The 22146-nt window shown below is 62.6% G+C and carries 22 protein-coding genes; 11 read left to right on the top strand and 11 right to left on the bottom strand.

Features of this window, described 5'->3' with window-relative positions; translation table 11 throughout:
* Nucleotides 1-31: 31 nt before the first annotated feature.
* Nucleotides 32-946: an AEC family transporter gene (locus AC07N6_RS16530; RefSeq protein WP_494782730.1), complete on the bottom strand. Its 915-nt coding sequence runs from the start codon at nt 944-946 to the stop codon at nt 32-34.
* A gap of 11 nt (nt 947-957) precedes the next feature.
* Nucleotides 958-2949, bottom strand: coding sequence for a cation:proton antiporter domain-containing protein (locus AC07N6_RS16525; RefSeq protein WP_494782731.1), 1992 nt, complete (start codon nt 2947-2949; stop codon nt 958-960).
* 393 nt (nt 2950-3342) lie between these two features.
* Between AC07N6_RS16525 and AC07N6_RS16520 the strand changes: the two genes are divergently transcribed.
* The 9 genes from AC07N6_RS16520 to AC07N6_RS16480 all read left to right on the top strand — a co-directional run bounded on the left by AC07N6_RS16520 (nt 3343) and on the right by AC07N6_RS16480 (nt 10181).
* Nucleotides 3343-4371 carry a KpsF/GutQ family sugar-phosphate isomerase gene (locus AC07N6_RS16520; protein WP_494782732.1) on the top strand — a complete coding sequence of 343 codons (1029 nt, stop codon included), beginning with the start codon at nt 3343-3345 and terminating at the stop codon, nt 4369-4371.
* Nucleotides 4371-4922, top strand: coding sequence for a KdsC family phosphatase (locus AC07N6_RS16515; RefSeq protein ID WP_494782733.1), 552 nt, complete (start codon nt 4371-4373; stop codon nt 4920-4922). Before AC07N6_RS16520 ends, AC07N6_RS16515 begins: the two co-directional genes overlap by 1 nt.
* Nucleotides 4919-5527, top strand: coding sequence for an LPS export ABC transporter periplasmic protein LptC (lptC, locus tag AC07N6_RS16510; RefSeq protein WP_494782734.1), 609 nt, complete (start codon nt 4919-4921; stop codon nt 5525-5527). Before AC07N6_RS16515 ends, lptC begins: the two co-directional genes overlap by 4 nt.
* A gap of 26 nt (nt 5528-5553) precedes the next feature.
* Complete coding sequence (lptA, locus tag AC07N6_RS16505; RefSeq protein ID WP_494782735.1) at nt 5554-6141, top strand: lipopolysaccharide transport periplasmic protein LptA; 588 nt, start codon at nt 5554-5556, stop codon at nt 6139-6141.
* A 1-nt stretch (nt 6142) separates the two neighbouring features.
* Nucleotides 6143-6883, top strand: coding sequence for an LPS export ABC transporter ATP-binding protein (gene lptB / locus AC07N6_RS16500; RefSeq protein ID WP_494782736.1), 741 nt, complete (start codon nt 6143-6145; stop codon nt 6881-6883).
* 95 nt (nt 6884-6978) lie between these two features.
* A complete protein-coding gene (locus tag AC07N6_RS16495) occupies nt 6979-8469 on the top strand; it encodes an RNA polymerase factor sigma-54 (RefSeq protein WP_494782737.1) in 1491 nt (496 codons plus the stop codon).
* A 144-nt stretch (nt 8470-8613) separates the two neighbouring features.
* Nucleotides 8614-8985 (top strand): ribosome hibernation-promoting factor, HPF/YfiA family, encoded by a 372-nt coding sequence (hpf, locus tag AC07N6_RS16490; protein ID WP_494782738.1) that lies wholly within the window; start codon nt 8614-8616, stop codon nt 8983-8985.
* A 259-nt stretch (nt 8986-9244) separates the two neighbouring features.
* The gene (grxD, locus tag AC07N6_RS16485; protein WP_050466641.1) at nt 9245-9556 is read left to right on the top strand and encodes a Grx4 family monothiol glutaredoxin; all 312 of its coding nucleotides are present in this window, start codon (nt 9245-9247) and stop codon (nt 9554-9556) included.
* Nucleotides 9557-9596: 40 nt separating this feature from the next.
* A complete protein-coding gene (locus AC07N6_RS16480; RefSeq protein WP_494782739.1) occupies nt 9597-10181 on the top strand; it encodes a UbiX family flavin prenyltransferase in 585 nt (194 codons plus the stop codon).
* Nucleotides 10182-10264: 83 nt separating this feature from the next.
* Here AC07N6_RS16480 and AC07N6_RS16475 read toward each other — a convergent pair whose 3' ends face one another.
* Both AC07N6_RS16475 and mdeB read right to left on the bottom strand, forming a co-directional pair.
* The gene (locus AC07N6_RS16475; RefSeq protein WP_494782740.1) at nt 10265-11023 is read right to left on the bottom strand and encodes an SDR family oxidoreductase; all 759 of its coding nucleotides are present in this window, start codon (nt 11021-11023) and stop codon (nt 10265-10267) included.
* A 176-nt stretch (nt 11024-11199) separates the two neighbouring features.
* A complete protein-coding gene (gene mdeB / locus AC07N6_RS16470) occupies nt 11200-13875 on the bottom strand; it encodes an alpha-ketoglutarate dehydrogenase (protein ID WP_494782741.1) in 2676 nt (891 codons plus the stop codon).
* A 265-nt stretch (nt 13876-14140) separates the two neighbouring features.
* On the opposite strand from mdeB, the gene AC07N6_RS16465 reads away from it, so the two are divergent.
* Nucleotides 14141-14620: an Lrp/AsnC family transcriptional regulator gene (locus AC07N6_RS16465; RefSeq protein ID WP_494782742.1), complete on the top strand. Its 480-nt coding sequence runs from the start codon at nt 14141-14143 to the stop codon at nt 14618-14620.
* Between the two features lie 78 nt (nt 14621-14698).
* Here AC07N6_RS16465 and AC07N6_RS16460 read toward each other — a convergent pair whose 3' ends face one another.
* Nucleotides 14699-15208: a response regulator gene (locus AC07N6_RS16460; RefSeq protein WP_494782743.1), complete on the bottom strand. Its 510-nt coding sequence runs from the start codon at nt 15206-15208 to the stop codon at nt 14699-14701.
* A gap of 211 nt (nt 15209-15419) precedes the next feature.
* Between AC07N6_RS16460 and chrA the strand changes: the two genes are divergently transcribed.
* Nucleotides 15420-16643 carry a chromate efflux transporter gene (chrA, locus tag AC07N6_RS16455; protein ID WP_494782744.1) on the top strand — a complete coding sequence of 408 codons (1224 nt, stop codon included), beginning with the start codon at nt 15420-15422 and terminating at the stop codon, nt 16641-16643.
* Nucleotides 16644-16696: 53 nt separating this feature from the next.
* Here the strand turns inward: chrA and AC07N6_RS16450 are convergent, their stop codons facing one another.
* The 6 genes from AC07N6_RS16450 to AC07N6_RS16425 form a co-directional block, all read right to left on the bottom strand.
* Nucleotides 16697-17536 carry an ABC transporter permease gene (locus AC07N6_RS16450; RefSeq protein ID WP_494782745.1) on the bottom strand — a complete coding sequence of 280 codons (840 nt, stop codon included), beginning with the start codon at nt 17534-17536 and terminating at the stop codon, nt 16697-16699.
* The gene (locus AC07N6_RS16445; protein WP_494782746.1) at nt 17533-18321 is read right to left on the bottom strand and encodes an ABC transporter permease; all 789 of its coding nucleotides are present in this window, start codon (nt 18319-18321) and stop codon (nt 17533-17535) included. Before AC07N6_RS16445 ends, AC07N6_RS16450 begins: the two co-directional genes overlap by 4 nt.
* On the bottom strand, nt 18318-19328 hold the full coding sequence (locus AC07N6_RS16440; RefSeq protein WP_494782747.1) for an ABC transporter substrate-binding protein: 1011 nt from the start codon (nt 19326-19328) through the stop codon (nt 18318-18320). The genes AC07N6_RS16445 and AC07N6_RS16440 overlap by 4 nt, the downstream gene beginning before the upstream one ends.
* Nucleotides 19329-19400: 72 nt before the next feature.
* The gene (locus AC07N6_RS16435; protein WP_494782748.1) at nt 19401-20306 is read right to left on the bottom strand and encodes a TauD/TfdA dioxygenase family protein; all 906 of its coding nucleotides are present in this window, start codon (nt 20304-20306) and stop codon (nt 19401-19403) included.
* A 7-nt stretch (nt 20307-20313) separates the two neighbouring features.
* Nucleotides 20314-21105: a class II aldolase/adducin family protein gene (locus tag AC07N6_RS16430; protein WP_494782749.1), complete on the bottom strand. Its 792-nt coding sequence runs from the start codon at nt 21103-21105 to the stop codon at nt 20314-20316.
* Between the two features lie 21 nt (nt 21106-21126).
* Nucleotides 21127-22008: an ABC transporter ATP-binding protein gene (locus AC07N6_RS16425; RefSeq protein ID WP_494782750.1), complete on the bottom strand. Its 882-nt coding sequence runs from the start codon at nt 22006-22008 to the stop codon at nt 21127-21129.
* Nucleotides 22009-22146 lie beyond the last annotated feature (138 nt).

Genomic DNA, 22146 nt, shown 5'->3' with positions numbered 1-22146 from the left:
TCCCGTACCAGCCATGCCCGCCGGCAAGAAGTCAATGCTTGGGCAATCCCAGCCAGAGCCCCAACGGGACAAATACGATCGCCGCCAGATTCCCCATCAGCACGATGGAGGCAACCTTGTCGGGTTCCTGCCGATATTGCTCGGCGACCATGAAACACAGCACGGCCGGCGGCAAGGCCGCGAACAGATACATCTCGCCGCGCTGCACCGCCGTCAGCGGCAACAGCTGGTCCAGCACCAGCGCGCAAACCAGTCCGGACAGCGGGCACACCACGGCGCCCACCAGGCCGATATGCCAGCTCTTGAAGCTGATGTCCATCATGCGCACGCCCAGCGAAAACAGCATGATGGGAATGCTGGCCTCGCCCAGCAGCTTCATGGCCGAGAACAGCGGCGCCGGCAGGCTGATGTGCAAGACCGCAAACAAGACGCCCAGGATCATCGCCAGCATGATCGGGCTCGACACCAGCCGCAGCAGCGAACCCGGACGCTGCTCGCGGCCGGACTGGATCATCTTCACGCACAGCGAGAAATAAACGAAGGTAGAGGCGGTAAACAGCGCCACCGCCGCCGGCAAGGCATCCTGGCCGAACGCCAGCAGCAACAGCGGCAGCCCCATGTTGCCGCCGTTGTTGTACATCATGGGCGGCAGGAAAGTGCGCTTGTCGTAACCCAGCGCCCGCGCCACCGGCCATGCCAGCAACCCGGAGCCAAGCGAGATCAGCACGCTGGCCAGGATCAGCCAGCCGTTGTGGTAAAGGTCGAACGACTTGGAGGAGAGCGCGCTGAAGATCATCAGCGGCGCCAATGCCTCCATCGAGACGCGGTTGACCGACGCCATGTCCATGCGCACCACTTCGCCGCGCCAGCGAGCGTAGCCATAGCCCATGCCGATGATGACGAAAACCGGAAGGATGATGCTGCAGATGCGTTCGATGAGTGCCATGCGGGAGGGGGTTATTTACTGAGCAGGCGCTTCTCCGCCCGCAGGATGTTTTCCGAACTGCCGCGCAGCACCACGATGTCGCCGCCCATCAGGATCGTGTCCTGAGCAGCCTCGACGCGCTGCTTGCCGCGCCTGAGCATGGCGACTTCGGTGCCGCACAGGCCGGGCAGGTCGATCTCGGCCAGGGTCTTGCCGATGGCGCGCGCGCCGTCGATCAATGTCACCGACTGCAGGCGCACGTTGAGCCCTTCGCTGTCGTCATCGATATCGGCGGCGCCATGGAAATAGCCGCGCAGCGAGGCATAGCGCTCATCGCGCGCATCCTGCACCCGGTGCACCACGCGGCGCAGCGGTATGCCCAGCATCACCAGCGCATGCGAGGCCAGCATCAGGCTGCCTTCGAGCGACTCCGGCACGACCTCGGTGGCGCCGGCGGCGAGCAGCTTGTCGAGGTCGGCATCGTCGTAGCTGCGCACGATCACCGGCAGCTCCGGCGCCAGTTCGGCCGCATGGTGCAGCACCTTCAGGGCCGACGGCGTGCTGGCGTAAGTCACCACCAGCGCCGCGGCGCGGTGGATGCCGGCCGCCACCAGGCTCTCGCGCCGGGCGGCGTCGCCGTAGGAGACATTGGCGCCGCCGCTGCGGGCATCCTGCACCAGCTCCGGGTCCATCTCCAGCGCGTGGTAGGTGATGCCCTCCTCCTCCAGCAGGCGCGCCAGGCTTTGCCCGCTGCGGCCGAAACCGGCGATGATCACGTGCTTCTGCGCGTTCATGGTGCGCGTGGCCAATTGGGTCAGCGCCAGCGATTGCAGCATCCATTCATTGGCCGACAGCTTCATCACGATGGCGTCGGACTTGGCCAGGATGAACGGCGCGGCCAGCATGGACAGCACCATCGAGGCCAGGATCACCTGGATCAGCAAGGGATCGATCAGCTTCAGGCCGCCGGCCTGGTTCAACAGCACGAAGCCGAACTCCCCCGCCTGCGCCAGCGCCAGCCCGGTGCGCAAGGCGACGCCGGTGCTGGAACCGAACAGGCGCGCCAGCGCCGCGATCAGGCCGAATTTCAACAGCACCGGCCCGATCAGCAAGAGCAGCACCAGGAACCAGTGCTCGATCAGCGTATGCACGTTGAGCAGCATGCCGATGGTGATGAAGAACAGGCCCAGCAGCACGTCGCGGAAGGACTTGATGTCTTCCTCCACCTGGTGCTTGAACTCGGTCTCGGAAATGAGCATGCCGGCGATGAACGCGCCCAGCGCCAGCGACAGCCCCGCCTTCTCGGTAATCCAGGCCGCCCCCAGCGTGATCAGCAGCAGGTTGAGCATGAACAGCTCCTGCGAGCGGCGCTTGACCACCACCTTGAACCAGCTGCGCATGAGCTTGTGGCCGAAGAACAGCAGCAGGGCCAGCACCACCATCGCCTTGGCCACCGCCCAGCCCAGCGTCACCATCAGGTTGCCGGAATCCTTGGCCAGCGCCGGCACCACGATCAGGAGCGGCACCAGCGCCAGATCCTGGAACAGCAGCACGCCGAGGATGCGGCGGCCGTGTTCGGTCTCCAGCTCCAGCCTTTCGGTGAGCAGCTTGGAGACGATGGCGGTGGAAGACATGGTGAGCGCGCCGCCCAGGGCGAACGCGGCCTGCCAGCTGATGGAGGTGAGCTGCGGCAGGAAATAGGCGACCGCCCAGCCGAACACCATGGTCACGGCGATGGTGGCAGTCACCTGCGCCATGCCCAGGCCGAACACGATGTGGCGCATCGCCGAGAGCTTGTTGAGCGAGAACTCCAGCCCGATGGAAAACATCAGGAACACCACCCCGAACTCGGCCAGCGCGTGGGTGGTTTCATTGTCTTCGGCGAAACCCAGGCCATGCGGCCCGATCACGATGCCGACCACCAGGTACCCCAGCATCGGCGGCAGATGCATCATGCGGAAAGCCACCACCCCGAGCACGGCAGCGGCGAGCAGGAATAAAGTCAGTTCCAGTCCAGAAAACATGTGTGGATGATTCGCTTGTTAGATCTTATATGGGCTGAACTATGCGAACCGGCTAAGCGAGAAACATGCCCGGTAGCGTCTCCCTACGCCTCCCCGCACCGCCATGCGCATTCGCGGCGCGGCGCACAATACAAACCCCACCAAGTCGGTGCAGGCATTCATGCAAACGATCCCGGCAGCGGCGGAAACAGGCATGTCATCATGGCAATTTTCAGCGTTGCCGACCGTTCCGCCGGCGCAGCAAATCTGGCATATTGGCGCTTGCCAGACCGGTTAGCCGGGTGTTGCGCACCTGCTGCAACGCAACCGCAATGGCGGCGCGCTTGCCGTCATTGCATCCCCTCCTTACATCTGGCAAGTTTTTTGCTTTGCTAATTCGTTTATACTTCGGTTATGAGTGTAACCGATGATAAATCCACGCCCGCATCTTTTTCGACCGAGGACGCACGGCGCGCCATCGCGCTGGCGCGCCAGACCTTGCAGATCGAAGCCGATGCCATCCTGGCGCTGAAAAACCGCCTGTCCGACGACAGTTCCGAACCGCTTGCCCGCGCCGTGCATCTGTTGCTTGGCTGCCAGGGCCGCGCGGTCGTGTCCGGCATCGGCAAGTCCGGCCATATCGGCCGCAAGATCGCTGCCACACTGGCCTCCACCGGCACCCCGGCGCTCTTCATGCATCCGGCCGAAGCCGCCCACGGCGACCTCGGCATGGTTACCCCCAAAGACGTCTTCATTGCCATCTCGAACTCGGGTGAAACCGCCGAGCTGCTGGCCATCGTGCCGATCGTCAAGCGCATGGGGGCAGTGATCATCGCCATGACCGGCAACGATGCATCCAGCCTGGCCGAGCTGGCCGCCGTCCACCTCAACGTGGGCGTCGACCAGGAAGCCTGTACCCTGAACCTGGCGCCGACGGCCAGCACCACCGCCACGCTGGCCATGGGCGACGCCCTGGCGGTGTCGCTGCTGGATGCGCGCGGCTTCATGGAAGAAGACTTCGCGCGCTCCCATCCGGGCGGCGCCCTGGGCCGCCGCCTGCTGACCCATGTGCGCGACGTCATGCGCAGCGGCGACGCCATCCCCGCCGTGCGGCCGGATGTCTCGCTGTCGGAAGCGCTGATGGAGATCACGCGCAAGGGCATGGCCATGACCGCCGTGGTCGACGAACATTTCCGCCCGATCGGCGTGTTCACCGACGGCGACTTGCGCCGCCTGCTGGAACGCGGACAGGATTTCAGCCGGTTCGCCATCGCCGACGTCATGCACGCCAATCCGCGCACCGTCAACCAGGACCAGCTGGCGGTGGACGCCGTGCAATTGATGGAAGAATTCCGCATCAACCAGTTGCTGGTGACCGATGCGCAAGGCGTGCTGACCGGCGCGCTGCACATCCATGACCTGACCCGCGCCAAGGTGATCTGATGACGCCAGCCTTCGCCAGCGCCTTGGCGCCCGCCATCCTCGCCAAGGCCGCCGCCACGCGGCTGATGATCTTCGACGTCGACGGCGTGCTGACCGACGGCGGGCTGTTCTACGGCGAAGACGGCGAATCGGTGAAACGCTTCAATGCGCTGGACGGCCACGGCATCAAGATGATGCAGCAGTTCGGCGTGGCCGCCGCGATCATCACCGCGCGCCAATCGCCTTTCGTACTGCGCCGGGCCAACGACCTGGGCATCGCCCACGTCTTCCAGGGCGCCCATGACAAGCGGCTGGCATTCCAGGAGCTATTGCAGCACACCGGCCTGCAGGCCGCGGACTGCGGCTATCTGGGCGACGACATCATCGACCTGCCGGTGCTGACCAGGGTCGGCTTCAAGGCTTGCGTGGCCAACGGGCACCGTGAAGTCAAATCGCGTTGCGACTATGTGACGGCCGCCACCGGCGGCAACGGCGCCGTGCGCGAAGTGTGCGACCTGGTGCTGGCCGCGCAGGGCAACTACGAGGCGGCGCTGGCGCCGTATCTGGCATGAGCAACCGCAGCGGCGAGCGCGCGGCGCAACGCATCCGCCTGGGCGTGCTCCTGGTGGTGCTGATCGCGCTCGCGCTGGGCAGCTTCTGGGTGCTGCAAACGCTGCGCAACAGCGGCGACCAGCAGCCCTACGTCCGTCCGACCGGCAAACCCGACTACTACCTGGAAAACTTCAACTACGTGAAACTGGGCCCGACCGGGCTGCCGCGCTACGACATATCGGGCACCAGAATGGTCCACTTCCCGACTGACGATTCCTTCGAAATCACCAAGCCGGTGGTACACAGCCTGGACAAGGAAAAGCCGCCGATGGAGCTGTATTCCGACACCGCGCGCGTGACCGACGACCAGACCAAGATCCACATGTACGGCAACGCCAACGCCACGCGCGGCGGCGCCAACGGCGCGGCCCCGATGCACCTGGTCTCCGAATACCTGTTGCTGCTGCCGGACGACGAAATCGTCAAGACCGACAAACCGGTGGCAATGACGATGGGCACCACCAGACTGAACGGCGTGGGGATGATCGCCAACAATGCCACGCAGGAAGTGCAGTTGCTGGGCAACGTGCGCGGCTACTACGAACCGACACAAAAGAAACGCTGAGCCAAGACTCAACCTGACAGGAACTTATGAAACGCTCACTCTTATTGCCCTGGTTGCTGCTGCTCGCCATCTGCGGTGCGGCGCGCGCGGAAAAGGCCGACTCGACCAAGCCCACCAACATCGAAGCCGACCAGATGGTCTACGACGACGTGCGCCAGGTAAAGACCTTCACCGGCAACGTGGTGCTCACACGCGGCACGCTGCTGATCAAGGCCGGCCGCGTGGTGCTGACCACCGACCAGTACGGTTATGAATATGCGGTGCTGTATGCGGCGCCGGGTTCGCTGGCCAGCTTCCGCCAGAAGCGCGACGGCGGCCCCGACCTGTGGATCGAAGGCCAGGCCGAGCGCATCGAGTATTCCGAGCAGACCGAGATCTCCAAACTGTTCAACCGCGCGCACATCCAACGCATGGACGGCAAGCGCATTACCGACGAGGTCAACGGCGAGTTCATCTCCTACGACAGCCGCGCCGAATTCTATTCGGTCAACAATACCGCTTCGGGTGAAAGCAAGCCGGGCGCGGGCCGGATCACCGCGGTGATCCAGCCCAAGAATCCGCCTGTCCAGCCGGCGCCGTCAACGCAGCCGGCCCAACCCGGAAAGGACCAGTAACATGGTGAGCTCGCTGGTGGTCCGCGGACTGAAGAAAAGCTATGGCGCGCGCCAGGTGGTGCGCGACGTGTCGATGGAAGTGCAGAGCGGCGAAGTGGTCGGCCTGCTGGGGCCCAACGGCGCCGGCAAGACCACCTCGTTCTACATGATCGTCGGCCTGGTGCCGTCCGACGGCGGCGAAATCGACCTGGATGGCGCGGCCATCTCAAGCCTGCCGATCCACAAGCGCGCCACGCTGGGCCTGTCCTACCTGCCGCAGGAAGCCTCGGTATTTCGCAAGCTGACGGTGGAAGACAATATCCGCGCCGTGCTCGAGCTGCGCCAGGAAAACGGCAAGCCGCTCTCGCGCGACGAAATCGAAGGCCGCCTCAACAACCTGCTGCATGAACTGCAGATCGAGAAGCTGCGCGACAGCCAGGCGCTCTCGCTGTCGGGCGGCGAACGGCGCCGCGTCGAAATCGCGCGCGCGCTGGCGACCGATCCGCGCTTCGTGCTGCTGGACGAGCCGTTCGCCGGCATCGACCCGATCGCCGTGATCGAGATCCAGCGCATCGTGCGCTTCCTCAAGGAACGCGGCATCGGCGTGCTGATCACCGACCACAACGTGCGCGAGACGCTGGGCATCTGCGACCGCGCCTACATCATCAACCAGGGAACGGTGCTGGCCAGCGGCAGCCCGGACGACATCATCGCCAACGAATCGGTGCGGCGCGTCTACCTGGGCGAACATTTCCGCATGTGAGCGCCCTGCGCCAGGCCACGCCAGCGCAGCGCACGACATGCAACGCACGACAAAGCAGCACGTAACAAGCCGGCCACGCGGCGCCTGAAAGCCAGATGAAACAGTCCCTCCAGTTACGCACATCGCAGCACCTTGCATTGACGCCGCAATTGCAGCAGTCGATCAGGCTGCTGCAATTGTCTACCCTGGAACTGCATCAGGAACTGGAACAGATCCTGTCCGACAACCCGCTGCTCGAGCGGCTTGACGACGCGCTCGACAATTCGGTGCGGCTGCTGGCCGACGGCGCCCTCTCCGCCTCGCCCTCCAGCGGCGTGGCCGACAGCGCCGGCGAAAGCGGCGCCGAGGCCCCCGCGCCCGCAAGCGACGGCGAATCCAGCCTCGACTACCAGGACAACACGCCTGAGGGCAGCGTCAGCGGCGAATCCGAATGGAGTTTCGACGATGTCGCGCGCAACGGCAAATCATCCGACGATGAGGATGCGCGGCCGCAACTGGAAGCGCACCAGACCACGCTGCGCGAACACCTGGTGGAACAGATCCGCGTCACCGCCCGCACGCTGCGCGACCGCGCGCTGCTGGAGCTGCTGGCCGATACGCTGGACGACAACGGCTACCTGGACGAGCCGCTGGAAGATATCCTGTCGCACCTGCCCGAAGAGCTGGGAATCGATCTTGAAGAGCTGTCGATCGCGCTCAAGCTGCTGCAAAGCCTTGACCCGGCCGGCGTCGGCGCGCGCAGTCCCAGCGAATGCCTGGCGCTGCAGATCCGCCGGCTGCCCGGCGTGCCTTTCGTCACGCGCAAGCTGGCGCTGAAGATCGTCGAGGATTACCTGCCGCTGTTCGCCCAGCGCGACTTCAACAAGATCAAGAAGGCGCTCGACTGCGACGACGAAGACCTGCGCGAAGCCCAGGCCGTCATCCGCCAATGCCGGCCGCACCCGGGCGCCGAATTCGCCCGCGACGCCTCCGACTATGTGGTGCCGGACGTGATTGTCAAACAAACAAAGAACGGCTGGCAGGTCACGCTCAACCATGACGTGATGCCCAAGCTGCGCGTGAACGCGATGTATGCGAGTGCGCTCAAGCAATCCAAAGGCGAAGTTTCACTCACATCGCAGCTGCAGGAAGCGAAGTGGCTGATCAAGAATATGCGCCAGCGCTTCGATACGATTTTGCGAGTTGCACAAGCTATTGTCGAACGTCAAAGAAACTTCTTTTCACATGGCGCAGTTGCCATGCGCCCCCTTGTGCTGCGCGAAATTGCTGATACACTGGGTCTACACGAGAGCACTATCTCGCGTGTGACAACTCAGAAATACATGCTCACGCCACACGGCATGTTCGAGTTGAAATACTTCTTCGGTAGCCATGTCGCGACCGAAACCGGAGGTGAAGCCTCCTCCACCGCGATACGGGCACTGATCAAACAACTGATAGGAGCCGAAAACCCGCAGACCCCATTATCCGACAGCAAGATTGCGGATATGCTGGCAGAACAAGGCATGGTGGTCGCGCGACGGACTGTCGCAAAATACCGCGAAGTGCTGAAGATTCCACCAGTCAATCTCCGCAAATCCCTCTGAGTTTTTCCTCGGTTTTTCTGTAGTACTTGCAGCCGTCGCTGTGTTCAGGCAAGCATTCATGCCCTCAGACACAAACGCTGTACTCTCTCCAGGCGTATGGATGAGATGCACGAACCTCCAGTGACTTCACGATAGGAGTGTTGTATGAATCTGACCATTAGTGGACACCACCTCGAACTGACCCCCGCCATCCGGGAATACGTGCAAAGCAAGCTGGCACGAATCAAGCGCCATTTCGACAATGTGATCGACATCAGCGTCATCCTGAGCGTAGATAAACTGACAGAAAAAGAAAAAAGACAGAAGGCGGAAATCAACGTCCATATCAAGGGGAAGGATTTGCATGCGGAAAGTATCGCCCACGATCTCTACGCGGCCATTGATGCATTGATCGACAAGCTCGATCGCCAGGTCATCAAGCACAAGGATCGTCTGCAAAACCATCATTCGATGGCCAAGAGGCTGCCGGAAGACAGCGTTTCGGGCGCGGCGGCAAGTGCAAGCGCAAGTGCATAGCGGATAATGATCCGCCAACGACGGGGTCGTACCAGGCCCCGTCAATGAGGAAAGGGCGCGAAAGCGCCCTTTTTCATTTCCGCCGGCTTTCTTGCCCACGGGAACGTCCCGATGGAAATGGCCGCCGGGAAACATTGCAAATAATTCAAATGATTTACGCGGCCGGGCACAACATGGGCGCCTTCCGCAACCATGTTTCAAACGCGGATGGCGGCTTTTTCATATAATGTCGGCAATCACCATTTTTTAAGGCATAGCCATGAGCGACGTTCAATCCTGGATCAAGGAAACCGTGACCCAAAACCCTGTCGTGCTGTTTATGAAGGGCACCGCGCAATTCCCGCAATGCGGCTTCTCCGGCAAGGCGATCCAATTGCTCAAGGCCAGCGGCGCCGAGAACATCGTCACCGTCAACGTGCTGGAAAGCCCCGACGTGCGCCAAGGCATCAAGGAATATTCGAACTGGCCGACCATCCCCCAACTGTACGTGAAGGGAGAATTCGTGGGCGGTTCGGACATCATGAACGAAATGTACGCATCGGGTGAACTGCAAACCCTGATCAAGGGCTGAGCCCCGGCCACGCCGTATTGACTCCTCTCATTCCCGCCACATGCCGCGCCAACGCCTGATCGTCGCCATCACCGGCGCGACAGGCGCGGTCTATGGCGTGCGCCTGCTGGAACACCTGCGCGGCCACGCGCAGGTTGAAACGCACCTGCTGATCTCGGACGCCGGCGTACTCAACATCCACCAGGAACTCGACCGCAGCCGCAAGGATATCGAGGCGCTGGCCGACGTGGTCTACAACGTGCGCGATGTCGGCGCGGCTATCGCCAGCGGCTCCTTTGCGTCAGCCGGCATGGTGGTGGCGCCATGCTCGATGAAAACGCTGGCGTCGGTGGCCCATGGCCTTTCCGACAACCTGATCACGCGCGCCGCCGACGTGGTGCTGAAGGAACGCCGCCGCCTGGTGCTGATGGTGCGAGAAACGCCCTTCAACCTGGCCCACCTGCGCAACATGACGGCGGTGACCGAGATGGGCGGCGTGATCTTCCCGCCGCTGCCCGGCTTCTACCATCGGCCCTCCTCGATGGAACAGATGGTCGACCATACGCTGGGGCGCGTGCTTGACCTGTTCGGTCTGGCGCACCAGCTCACGCCGGAATGGCAAGGAATGAAACCCGCATCGGACTGAACCGGCAGCGTAACGCATGCCCCAAACGAAACGCGCCGCAGGAAAACCTGCGGCGCGTTTTTCTTATTGCAGACCAACAGTGATCAACCGCGGCCGATGTAAGGCATCTTGGTCGCCATCACCGTCATGAACTGCACGTTGGCGTCCAGCGGCAGGCTGTCCATGTAGAGGATGGCACGGGCCACATGCTCGGCATCCATGGTCGGCTCCACCTTGGTCGAACCGTCGGCCTGCAGCGTGCCCTTCTTCATCAGCGTGGTCATGTCGGTCGAGGCGTTGCCGATGTCGATCTGGCCGCAGGCGATGTCGTACTGGCGGCCGTCCAGCGAGGTGGCCTTGGTCAGGCCGGTGATGGCATGCTTGGTCGCGGTGTACGACGCCGAGAACGGGCGCGGCGCGTGCGCCGAGATCGAACCGTTGTTGATGATGCGGCCGCCGCGCGGCGACTGCTCCTTCATGATGCGGAAAGCTTCCTGCGTGCACAGGAAGACACCGGTCAGGTTGATGTCCACCGCCGACTTCCACTGTTCCACCGTCAACTCTTCCAGCGACACCGGCGGCGCGAAGATGCCGGCGTTGTTGAACACCATGTCGAGACGGCCGAAACGCTCCTTGGTCTTGGCGAACAGGTTCTTCACCGAAGCCGGATCGGTGACGTCGGCGGCGACCACCAGCGCGTTGGCGCCATGCTCGCCGGCCAGCTTCACGGTCTCTGCCAGCGCATCCTGGCGGCGGCCGGCCAGGGCCACGCCATAGCCGTCGCGCAGCAGCGCCAGGGTGATCTGCCGGCCAATGCCGGAGCCCGCGCCGGTGACCAGCGCAATTCGTTTCGGTGCTGCCATTGTGTCTACTCCTGTCTGATCTTGTGGGTGAATGTCAATGCGCCAGCGCGGCCGTAAAAAAAAGCCGCCTGTTGCGCACAGGCGGCTTTCACTATAGCAAACGCGGCGCGCCGCTTCGATGAGAGATTTTCAATCCCCGCGCCGGCATTCATGCATGGGCCGGCGCCGGCATGCGCTCACACCGAGGAAGACAGCGGCTTGCCGGTATCGATCCCCAGCGTCGATGCGGCAGCCTGCAATTTGGCGCGGTCGTCGCCGAACACTTCGGTCAGCGCGGTATAGGCAATCCAGCGCGCATCGATCTCGAAGAAATCGCGCAGGTTGACCCGCGTATCGCTGCGCCCGAAACCATCGGTGCCCAGCGTGACATACCTGCCCGGCACGAAGGCGCGGATGCTTTCAGGCAGCGTGCGGATGTAATCGCTCACCGCGATCACCGGCGCATCGCTGCCTTGCAGTTGCTGCGTCACATACGCTTGCGCAGCGCCGCCGGCCAGGCGCTGCTGACGCTGCGCGGCCACGCCGTCGCGCGCCAGCTCGATGAAGCTGGTCACGCTCCACACCTCGGCGTCGATCTGCCAATGCTTTTCGAGCAGCGCGGCGGCGGCTACGGTTTCCTTCAGGATCGGGCCGGAACCGAGCAGGCGCGCCTGCGGCTTCGCCTTCCTGCCCAGGCAATACATGCCGCGCAGGATGCCTTGCTCGACCCCGGCCGGCATGCTCGGCTGCGCCTCGTTCTCGTTGGTCACGGTGACGTAGTAGAACACGTCGTCATTGCGTTCCAGCATGCGGCGCATGCCGTCGTCGACGATCACCGCCAGCTCATACGCATAGGCCGGATCGTAAGACACGCAGTTCGGGATCGACGCCGCCACCACATGGCTGCTGCCGTCCTGGTGCTGCAAGCCTTCGCCGCCCAGCGTGGTGCGCCCCGAGGTGGCGCCGATGAGAAAGCCGCGTGCGCGCTGGTCGGCCGCGGCCCAGATCAGGTCGCCGATGCGCTGGAAACCGAACATCGAGTAGTAGATGTAGAACGGCAGCATCGGCGTGCCGTGCACCGAGTAGGCGGTCGCCGCCGCCGTCCATGAAGAGATGGCGCCGGCTTCGGTGATGCCCTCCTCCAGGATCTGGCCGTCCTTGGCTTCGCGGTAGTAGAGGATGGAGCCGATGTCTTCCGGCTCGTACAACTGGCCCTGGGAAGAATAGATGCCGACCTGGCGGAACAGGTTGGCCATGCCGAAGGTGCGCGCCTCGTCGGCCACGATCGGCACCACGTACCGGCCGAACTCCTTGTCCTTCAACAGGTTGCCGAGCTGGCGCACCAGCGCCATGGTCGACGACATTTCCTTGCCCTCGGCCTCCAGCGCGAACTTGCTGTGCGATGCCATCGGCGGCACCGCGCGTTTGGCATCGCCGGCCTGGCGGCGCGGCATATAGCCGCCCAGCGCGGCGCGACGCGCATGCAGATGCTTCATCTCGGCGCTGTCGTCGGCCGGCTTGTAGAAGGCCAGCGAGCGGCATTGCTCATCCGACAGCGGCAGCTTGAAGCGGTCGCGGAATTGCAGCAGGCTTTCTTCATCCAGCTTCTTTTGCTGGTGGGTGGTCATCTTGCCTTCGCCGGCCGCCCCCATGCCGTAACCCTTCTTGGTCTGCGCCAGGATCACGGTCGGCTGGCCGCGATGGCTGGCGGCGGCCTGGTAGGCCGAGAAGATCTTCTTCATGTCGTGGCCGCCGCGGCGCAGGCGGTTGATCTCTTCATCGGTCAGCGTGGCGCCGATCGCCTGGGTGCCGGGCGTCTGGCCGAAGAAGTGCTCGCGGTTGAAAGCGCCGTCGTTGGCGGCGAAGGTCTGCAACTGGCCATCGACGGTGCGGTTGAGCGCATCGACCAGCTCGCCGTCCTTGTCGCGCGCGAACAGCGCATCCCAGTCCGAGCCCCACAGCAACTTGACCACATTCCAGCCGGCGCCGGCGAACAAGGTCTCCAGCTCATCGACGATGTGACCGTTGCCGCGCACCGGACCGTCCAGGCGCTGCAGGTTGCAGTTGACCACGAAGATCAGGTTATCCAGCTTCTCGCGCGAGGCCAGCGAGAGCGCCGCCAGGGATTCAGGCTCGTCCATCTCGCCGTCGCCGAACACGCCCCATACCTTGCGGTTCTGGTCCTGCAACAGACCGCGATGCTCCATGTAGCGCAGGAAACGCGCCTGGTAGATCGCGTTGATCGGGCCGATGCCCATCGAGCCGGTGGGGAACTGCCAGAACTTGGGCATCAGCCAGGGATGCGGATAGGACGACAGGCCCTGCTTGCCGGCGCGCTTGGCTTCTATTTCACGGCGGTAGTAGCCGAGGTCCTCTTCGGACAGCGCGCCTTCCAGGAACGCGCGCGCATAGATGCCCGGCGCCGAGTGCGGCTGGAAATACACGATGTCGCCGGCGAACTGGTCGTCGCGTGCGCGGAAGAAATGGTTGAAGCCGACTTCGAACAGGTCGGCCGCCGAGGCGAAGCTGGCGATGTGGCCGCCCAGCTCGCCATAGGAGCGGTTGGCGCGCACCACCATGGCCAGCGCGTTCCAGCGCATGATGCTGGCGATGCGCTCTTCGATGGCCTGCGCGTCGGAGCCGCCGGGGAAAGGTGGTTCCTGTTCAGGACGGATGGTGTTCAGGTAAGGGGTATTGCGCGCATCGCGCCAGTTGATGCCGTGTTGCCGGGCGGCGGCCGACAGCCGGGAGAGCAGGAAGCGCGCCCGCTCGGGGCCGGCTTCGGCCAGCACGCTTTGCAGCGCCTCCAGCCATTCCTGGGTTTCCTGGGCATCGATATCAATATCGCGGGCAATACCATTGGCTGACGACATCTCCACTTCCTGATCTCCTGTTGTTGCAATGCAGGCCGAATCGAGGCCATTGCTACGCAAATCTATGCAAAGAGACAAAAAGCCGGTAAAACACAGGCCGCGCCATTGATCTCCTCACGCCGGACGCCTTATTCAGCGTTTTTATTCATGGTTGGCTTACGATACGCCTGATGCTCCGGCATGAGTCACTTAAAATGAGAAGTTGTCATACAATATTCAGCATCACATGCTGAAAAATTGAAACTTACAGAATTAAATTTCGATAATGGAACTAGATACCACCGATTTGCGGATCCTGAACATCCTCCAGGAGAACAGCTCGATCAGCAATCTGGAACTCGCCAGCCGCATCAACCTTTCCCCCTCGCCGACCCTGGCGCGCGTCAAGCGCCTGGAGACCGAGGGCATCATCTCGCGCTATGTGGCGCTGGCCGATCCCTACCTGCTGGGCTTGAAGGTCAACGTGTTCGTCAAGGTGATCCTGGAGCGCCAGGGCGCCGAAGCGCTGGCCCAGTTTGAAAGCGCGGTGAGCGCTTTCGATGAAGTCATGGAAGTGTATCTGATGACCGGCGACGAGGATTACCTGCTGCGCATCGTCGTGCCCGACCTGCTGACGCTGGAACACTTCATCGTCGACCACCTGACCAAGATCCCCGGCATCAAGAACATCCGCTCCAGCTTCGCGCTCAAACAGATCAAGTACAAGACCGCGCTGCCCACGCCCAAGATCAAGACCAAGCGCTGAACGGCAGCGCACCGACAGCAAAGACGCAGATAAACAAAAGGGCCTCGCGGCCCTTTTGTTTGCGTCATGCGCAATCATTCAATCGACAACAGGCGGCTTTCTCCACTGTGTCGCAGGGCGCATCCAGTCGCCCGGACGCGCCTTGCCCGACACCGGCGCGCCATCGGCCGCCTGCCCCTGAGGCAGGCACCAGCGCCGATAGAACTCGGCAATACAGCGCGCATACCGTTCGGCATCCACCGGCTTGGGCATGTATTCGGTAGCGCCGGCGGCCAGCGCCGCGGCTTCCCCCTCCATATCGCATGAAGGGAAAACCACCACCGGAACATCGGCCAAATGCGGGTCGGCGCGCAATTCCCGCAACACCTCCAGGCCATCGCCGCAGTCCAGGTCGGACTCCAGCAGGATCAGCGACGGCAACGGACCGTCGCTGGCGCGGCGGCGCTGCTGCAACAGGCAGCGGCGGGCCGTCGCCGCATCGGAACACACCTGGAAGGAACAACGCAGATTGCCCCGCCAGAGCGCGAAGCGAACCAGATCGGCAGCCTCGGGACTGGCATCAATCATGACAATACTGGGGAAATCCATACCTGCACATCCTGTAAAACGCAAAGAAACTGCCGGCTTGAACCGACTTCAATGTTTTACAGGAGTCCGGGCATCCACGGCATCGGAAATTTCCTGAGCGACAAGATTGCGCGCTTTCAGAGCGGCAATACTTGCCCTTCATGGACGATAATGGCGACGATTGATCGGTGCATGGTCACGACGCCTGCTTCGCTTCCCCAATGACGGCCACATGGACTCAAACCCAAAAAAATCAGCCAACGATCACGAGAGTATCTGTGGCCTGTTCCTCATTTTCCTTCGTCTTGGCCTCACCTCGTTTGGCGGCCCGATTGCCCATCTCAGCTACTTCCACAATGAATTCGTTACCAAAAGACGATTTCTCTCTGAGCGGAGTTACGCGGATCTGGTCGCTTTATGCCAATTCCTTCCCGGCCCTGCCAGCAGCCAGGTCGGCATTGCCATTGGACTGCTCCGGCATGGCTATCCTGGCGCAATAGCGTCTTGGGCTGGCTTTACCTTGCCCTCAGCCATTGCATTGATACTGTTTGCCCTTGGCATTTCCCATTTCGGGACACTCGTTCCGCCAGAAGCATTGCATGGCTTGAAGGTCGTTGCCGTGGCGGTAGTTGCGCAGGCTGTGTGGGCAATGGCGCGCAATCTATGCACCGATGCCGCCCGCATCTCCATCATGGCTGTTGCCGCATGTATCGCCCTGCTCCTGCCCAACGCATTCGGCCAGTTGACCGTCATCGCAGCAGCCGGACTGATCGGCATGCTGGCGTTCAAGCCCGGCGCTGCGCACGCCCATGAATCTTTGCCGCTGCGCGTAAGCCGCCGGGCAGGCGCCTGCCTGTTGCTGCTCTTTGCCTGCCTGCTCATCGGCCTTCCCATATTGGCCGCTTCGTTCCCGCATGGCGCCATTGCCGACATCAGTTCGTTTTTCCGCGTAGGTTCACTGGTTTTCGGTGGCGGCCATGTCGTTCTCCCATTGCTCCAATCCGAAGTGGTGCCGTCAGGGCTGGTCGATAACGATACGTTCCTGGCCGGTTATGGCGCCGCCCAGGCCATCCCCGGCCCGTTGTTCACATTCGCCGCTTTCCTGGGCGCATCCATGAATGCCTCCCCTTCCGGATGGGCTGGCGGCCTGATTTGCCTGCTGGCGATATTTGCCCCGTCGTTCCTGCTGGTGGCCGGCGCCATTCCCTTCTGGGACAGCCTGCGCGGAAATTCCCGCATGCAGGCCGCCCTCTCCGGCGTCAATGCTGGCGTGGTCGGCCTGTTGCTGGCGGCTTTATACCAGCCGGTGTGGACCAGCGCCATTCACCAACCGATTGACTTTGCCATGGCAATCTTGGCGCTGGTTGCCCTGATGTTCTGGAAATTTCCACCGTGGCTGGTGGTATTTTTATTTGGCGCCGCCGGTGGGATTGCCGGCGTCATCGGCCACGGTTGATCCGCTGCCATCGCGATGCCGGATCGCGATGCCGGAAAATGAACGACAGGCGCTTATTTCCAAAACACGATCTTGCGCTCGGCGTAGCCCACCGCGCCAAAGAAAATCATGCTTGCCGCCGAGGCGACGAAAATGGCGGACCAGACCTGGACGAAGTCGATCTGCAGCACCGCCTGAAAAATCATCCAGCCCAGGCCGCCGGTGGCGCCCAGCATTTCGGTGACGATCGCCACGATCATGCTGCGCACCGTGGAAACCCGCATGCCGGCGGCGATCAGCGGCAAGGCTGCCGGGATACGCAAACGCCATAGCACCGCGAAGCGATTGCCGCCGAAGCTGCGCATCAATGCAACGGCGCGCTGGTCGATCTGGTCCAGGCCGGCCAGCGCGTTGAGGAAAATGGTAAAACCGACCGCCAGCGTCACCATCACGATCTTCGATTGCGGACCGATGCCGCACCACAGCAGCACCAGCGGCGCATAGGCCACCACCGGCACCGAATTGATCGCAATCGCGACCGGCAGCATCGCGCGCCGCACGGCGGGGATCATGGTCATGACCACCGCCAGCGCGACACCGGCCAGCGTGCCCAGGATGAATCCGCTGAGCGCCTCCATCACCGTCATCTGCGCCGCCTCGAACAAGGCCGTGCGCTGGGTGAACACCGCCAGCAGGATGTCGCTGACCTTGGGCAGGATGTAAGCCGGCAACGACAGCAGCCGCACCGATCCTTCCCACAGCACGATCAGCGCCACCGCGCCCAGCACGGCCCAGCCGATTGCGGCTTGCGGCGATTGCTTGCCATCGGCTGCGGGGACTTGCGCCGGCTTCTGTTTTTTTGCCGTCTTCGCCTCGATGCCGGCGTCGGTTGAAATATGCAGGGTCTCGCTCATGCCAACTCGCTTTTCCAGAAGACGAATCGATGTTCAATCCAGGCCAGCAATCCGTAGAAAGCGGTGCCCAGCAGCGCCGAGGCCAGCATCGCCGCCCACAACGCGACCACATTTTCGTTGTACATCGCCTGCAGCAGCAGCACGCCCAAGCCGGTGGTGTCACCGAACCATTCGCCGACAATGGCGCCGACCAGACTCAGGGTCGAACCCAGGCGCAGCGCCACGAAAATCTGCGGCAGCGCAATCGGCAGTTGCAAACGCAGCAGCAATTGCATGCGCGATGCGCCGAAGCTGCGCAGCAAGGCGATCTGGCGCGGATCGACCGCCTGCAATCCAACCAGCGTGTTGACCGTGACCGGGAAGAAAGTCAGATAAAACGCAATCACCGCCTTGGCCAACAGGGTATTGCCGAACCACAGCACCACCAGCGCGCCGAAGGCGATCACGGGGATCGTCTGCGACACCACGAACAGCGGAAACACCATGCTGCGCAACAGGCGCGAACGCGAGAACAGCACGCCGTTGAGCACGCCGACCACGGCGCCGGCGGCGAAGCCGATCAGGGTTTCGGACAAGGTGCGCAAAAAGCCGTCGACATAGGCCTGCGGCGTGGCGAAGATGGCGCCAAGGATGGCGCTGATGCGCGGCAGGTAATGCAGCGGGATGTCGAAGAACAGCACGCATCCCTCCCACACCAGCGCGAAGCCGGCGATCAACAGCAGGCCGCGCAGCAGCGCGCCGGCTGCCGCAGGCAAGCGCGTATTGGTGGAAGGGAGCGCGATCATGGCAGACGGTCCGCCAGCGGAATGGCGTTCAGGAAGCTGGCGTTGAAAGCGGCATTGAGATCGACCGGCTTGCTGATCACCTTGTATTTCAGCAGGAAGTCATGCGCCTTGACCACGGCCTTCGGGTCGATGGCGAACAGGCCGTTCTTTTCGGCGTCGCCGGCCTTCATCAGACGTATCACTTCGGTCAGCATGGCTTCCTGATGCGCGCGTTCGAGCGTCGGCGCAATCTTCATGACCGTGTCCACCGCGCCTTTCGGATCGTTGATGGCATCCTTCCAGCCGCGCAGGGTGGCGCGCAGGAAAGCTTCCACCAGCCTGGGCTTTTCCTTCGCCGTTTTTTCCGAAACGATCAGCGTGTCGCGCGGAAAACTGATGCCGTAGTCCTCGGCCACGAACAGGCGCAGCTTGTCGGCGCCCATGCGGCTCTTGATGGTGTTGAGTTCGTTGTACCAGGTGGCGGTGATCACATCCACGCTGCCGTCGACAAACGGCGTCACGCTCACCTGCTGCGGTTGCAGCTTGATCTGCTCGGGCGTGATGCCCTTGTTGGCCAGCATGCCCAGCAGCACATAGTTGGCGCCGGTGAACCAGGCGGTGATGTTCTTGCCCTTGAAATCTTCCAGCGTCTTGATCGGGCCATCCTTGCGCGCCACGAAGACGAACGGCGTCACCTGATGCGCCACGCCGATGCTGACGATGGGCAGGTTCTTGTCGCGCGCGGCGAACACGCTGTCGGTGCCGCCGGACAGGCCGAAGGTGTCGGTGCCGGCCGCCACCAGATTTTCGGTCAGCAGATTGGGGCCGCCCGGGTTGATGGTCAGGTCGATGCCCTCGGCCTTGTAGTAGCCCTTGGCCTGCGCCACGTAGAAACCCGCGAACTGGGTTTGCGGCAACCACTTCAGGCGCAACGATGCCTTGGTCAGCTCGGCCGATTGCGCCAACGCGGAAAATCCGGCGCAGGCCACGGCGGCGCCCAGTGCCAGGAGAAAACGACGTTTCAACATGGGATATTCCTCAAGAATGGGATTGCTGAATGGAATTTGAAAGACTCAAGTGTGAAATCCGGCTCGGCTATCTCAGAACGGCCGGTCGCCGCGCACCGTCGTGCGATGCATGACGCGGCGATACTTGTTGTCGTCGTAGGGTGTGGCGCAATGCATGGTGCAGCGGTTGTCCCAGATCACCAGATCGCCGTCGCTCCATTTATGGCGATAAGTGAAGGCGCCGCTGACCGCATGCGCATTCAGTTCAGCCAGCAGGGCGGCGCTCTCTGCCGCCGGCAGGCCGACGATTTCCTTGACGATATCCTGGCCGACATACAGCGACAGGCGGCCGGTGACCGGATGCGTGCGCACCACCGGCTGCACCACGTCCGGGGTCTTGGCTTTTTGCTCGTCGCTCAGCGGCGCGCGGTCGGCAAAGGCCTTGCCGTAATAGCCGGTATAGGAATGCACCGCCTTCAGGTCTCGGATACGCCGCTGCATGGCCGGATCGAGCGCTTCATAAGCGGTATGCATGCTGGCGAACAGCGTGTCGGCGCCTTCCGGCGGCGTCTCGATGGCGTGCAGCAGCGAACCCATGCTCGGTTCCGCCATGTAGGACAAATCCGAATGCCAGTTCCAGCCTTCCTTGTGATTGCCGATCGGCTTGCCGTTCTCGGCCACGTTGGAAAGCACATAAATCTCGGGATGGCCGGTGGTCAGAAATTGCTTGAGCACGTGGATCATCAAGTCTCCGAAGCGGCGGCTCAATGCGACGTGCTGCTCCTGGCTGATGTTCTGGCGCTTGACGATCAGCAGCGAATGCCGGTTCAGCGCGGCGATCAGCGCATCGACGGTGGCGTCGTCCTGTTCCTGGCTCAGGTCCAGGCCGCGCACTTCGGCGCCGAAACCCGGCGTCAGCGGGACCAGATCGAGTGCGGCATCGGCGACTGCGGTCGCAAGTTGGTTCGGAGAGGCAAATTCGGCAACGCGGGTATTCATGGTGATCCTATTCCCTGAAAGATGAATCGTGACGATCCAGTTGGCGCAACAGCGCAGGCCATTCGCGTTCGCCGGGCACCAGGATGTCGCCCTGTTGCTCCCAGAACTGGCAGGCTGCCTTTTCGCAGATATCGTGCGGCGGCACGACAATGTCGGCGCCGCCGGCGACTGCCGCCTGCAATGCCAGTTGAATACGCGCCGCACGTTCGAAGTAATACAACAGCATGAAGGCTTCGCCTGGCGTGCGCCCCACGCTGAGTACGCCGTGATTGCGCATCAGCATCAGGCGCGACTCGCCGAGATCGACCACCAGCCGCCGCTGCTCATCGCGATCGATGGCGACGCCTTCGTAATCGTGGAAAGCCTGGCGCTGGTAGAAACGCATCGCAAATTGCGACAGCGGCAGCAGTCCTTCCGATTGCGCCGAGACCGCCACGCTGGCGTCGGAATGGGTGTGCAACACGCAGGCGGCATCGTGGCGGGCGCTGTGGATCGCGCCGTGGATCACGAAGGCGGCGACGTTGACTTCATGCGGCGTGTCGTCGATCTTGTTGCCGTCCAGATCGATCTTGACCAGGCTGGAGGCATTGATTTCCTCGAACAGCAGGCCGTAGGGATTGATCAGAAACTGGTCGTCGCGGCCCGGCACGCGCGCCGAGATATGGTTGTAGATCAGGTCGTCCATGCCGAGCCGGGCGACCAGGCGATAGCAGGCCGCAAGTGCCACGCGCGCTTCCCATTCGTCAGGCGCGATGTCGGCCTTGCGCGACAGCGGGGCGGGACGGCTCATGAGTGTCATCTTGGCGTTCCTCTTTCTTTATCAGACGAAGGACTTCATGCTTTCTTCCTCGATGGCTTCGAGCAAGCTGCGCTTGAGCGCGATGAAGGCCGGCTCGGTCACCAGTTCCGGACGACGCGGGCGCGGCAGGTCGATTTTCTGTTCCAGCTTGATGCGGCCCGGACGGGCGGTCACCACCAGTACGCGGTCGCCAAGAAAGATCGCTTCGTCGACGTCGTGGGTAATGAACAGGATGGTGCGATTGTGTTGTTGCCAGACGTCCAGCAACCAGCGCTGCATCATCGTGCGCGTCAAGGCATCGAGCGCGCCGAACGGCTCGTCCAGCAGCATCAGGTCGCGCTTGAACAGGAAGGTGCGCATCAGCGCCACGCGCTGTCGCATGCCGCCGGACAATTGGTGCGGGAACTGGTTTTCGAAACCGGCCAGGCCGAATTCGGGCAGCATTTTCAGCGCCAGCGCGCGCGCTTCTTTCTTGCCCATGCCATCCATCTCGATCGCCAGGATGGCGTTGTCGATCACGCTGCGCCAGGGCAGCAGCAAATCCTTTTGCGGCATGAAGGCGACCTGGCCGAGCAGCGCCGAGGCTTTTTGCTGGCGACCGTCGAAGGTCAGCACGCCGCCGGCGTCCGGCTCTTCCAGGCCAGCCACAATATTGAACAAGGTGCTTTTGCCGCAGCCGCTGGGGCCGACCACGGTGACGAATTCGCCTTTGCGGATATCGACGTCCAGGCCTTGCAACGCCGTAGTGCCGCCGAAGGTTTTGGAAATGCCGTCCAGCCTGAGCAAGGAAGCGCAAACCGCTGCCGGCGCCGTCTCAAGCCGGGCTTGGCCGGGCGCGCCCAGCGTACTATGGGTACCGCCTTGAGCGGTCTGGAGCGCCATCTTGGAATGCATAGTAGCCATCAATGTATACCAACCCTTCCATATTGTTATTCCCAACTAAGCAACATGCGTGCCAAAAGGTACATCAAATCATGTCGGCGCCGCACATTCGGCGTTAACATGAGTAGCCTGCATGCTTGTGCTGGCGCGGTAATTGCT

This window comes from Herbaspirillum sp. GW821-FHT09A12 (genome assembly GCF_059418325.1).
This window is presented reverse-complemented; position numbering and strand designations above follow the sequence as displayed.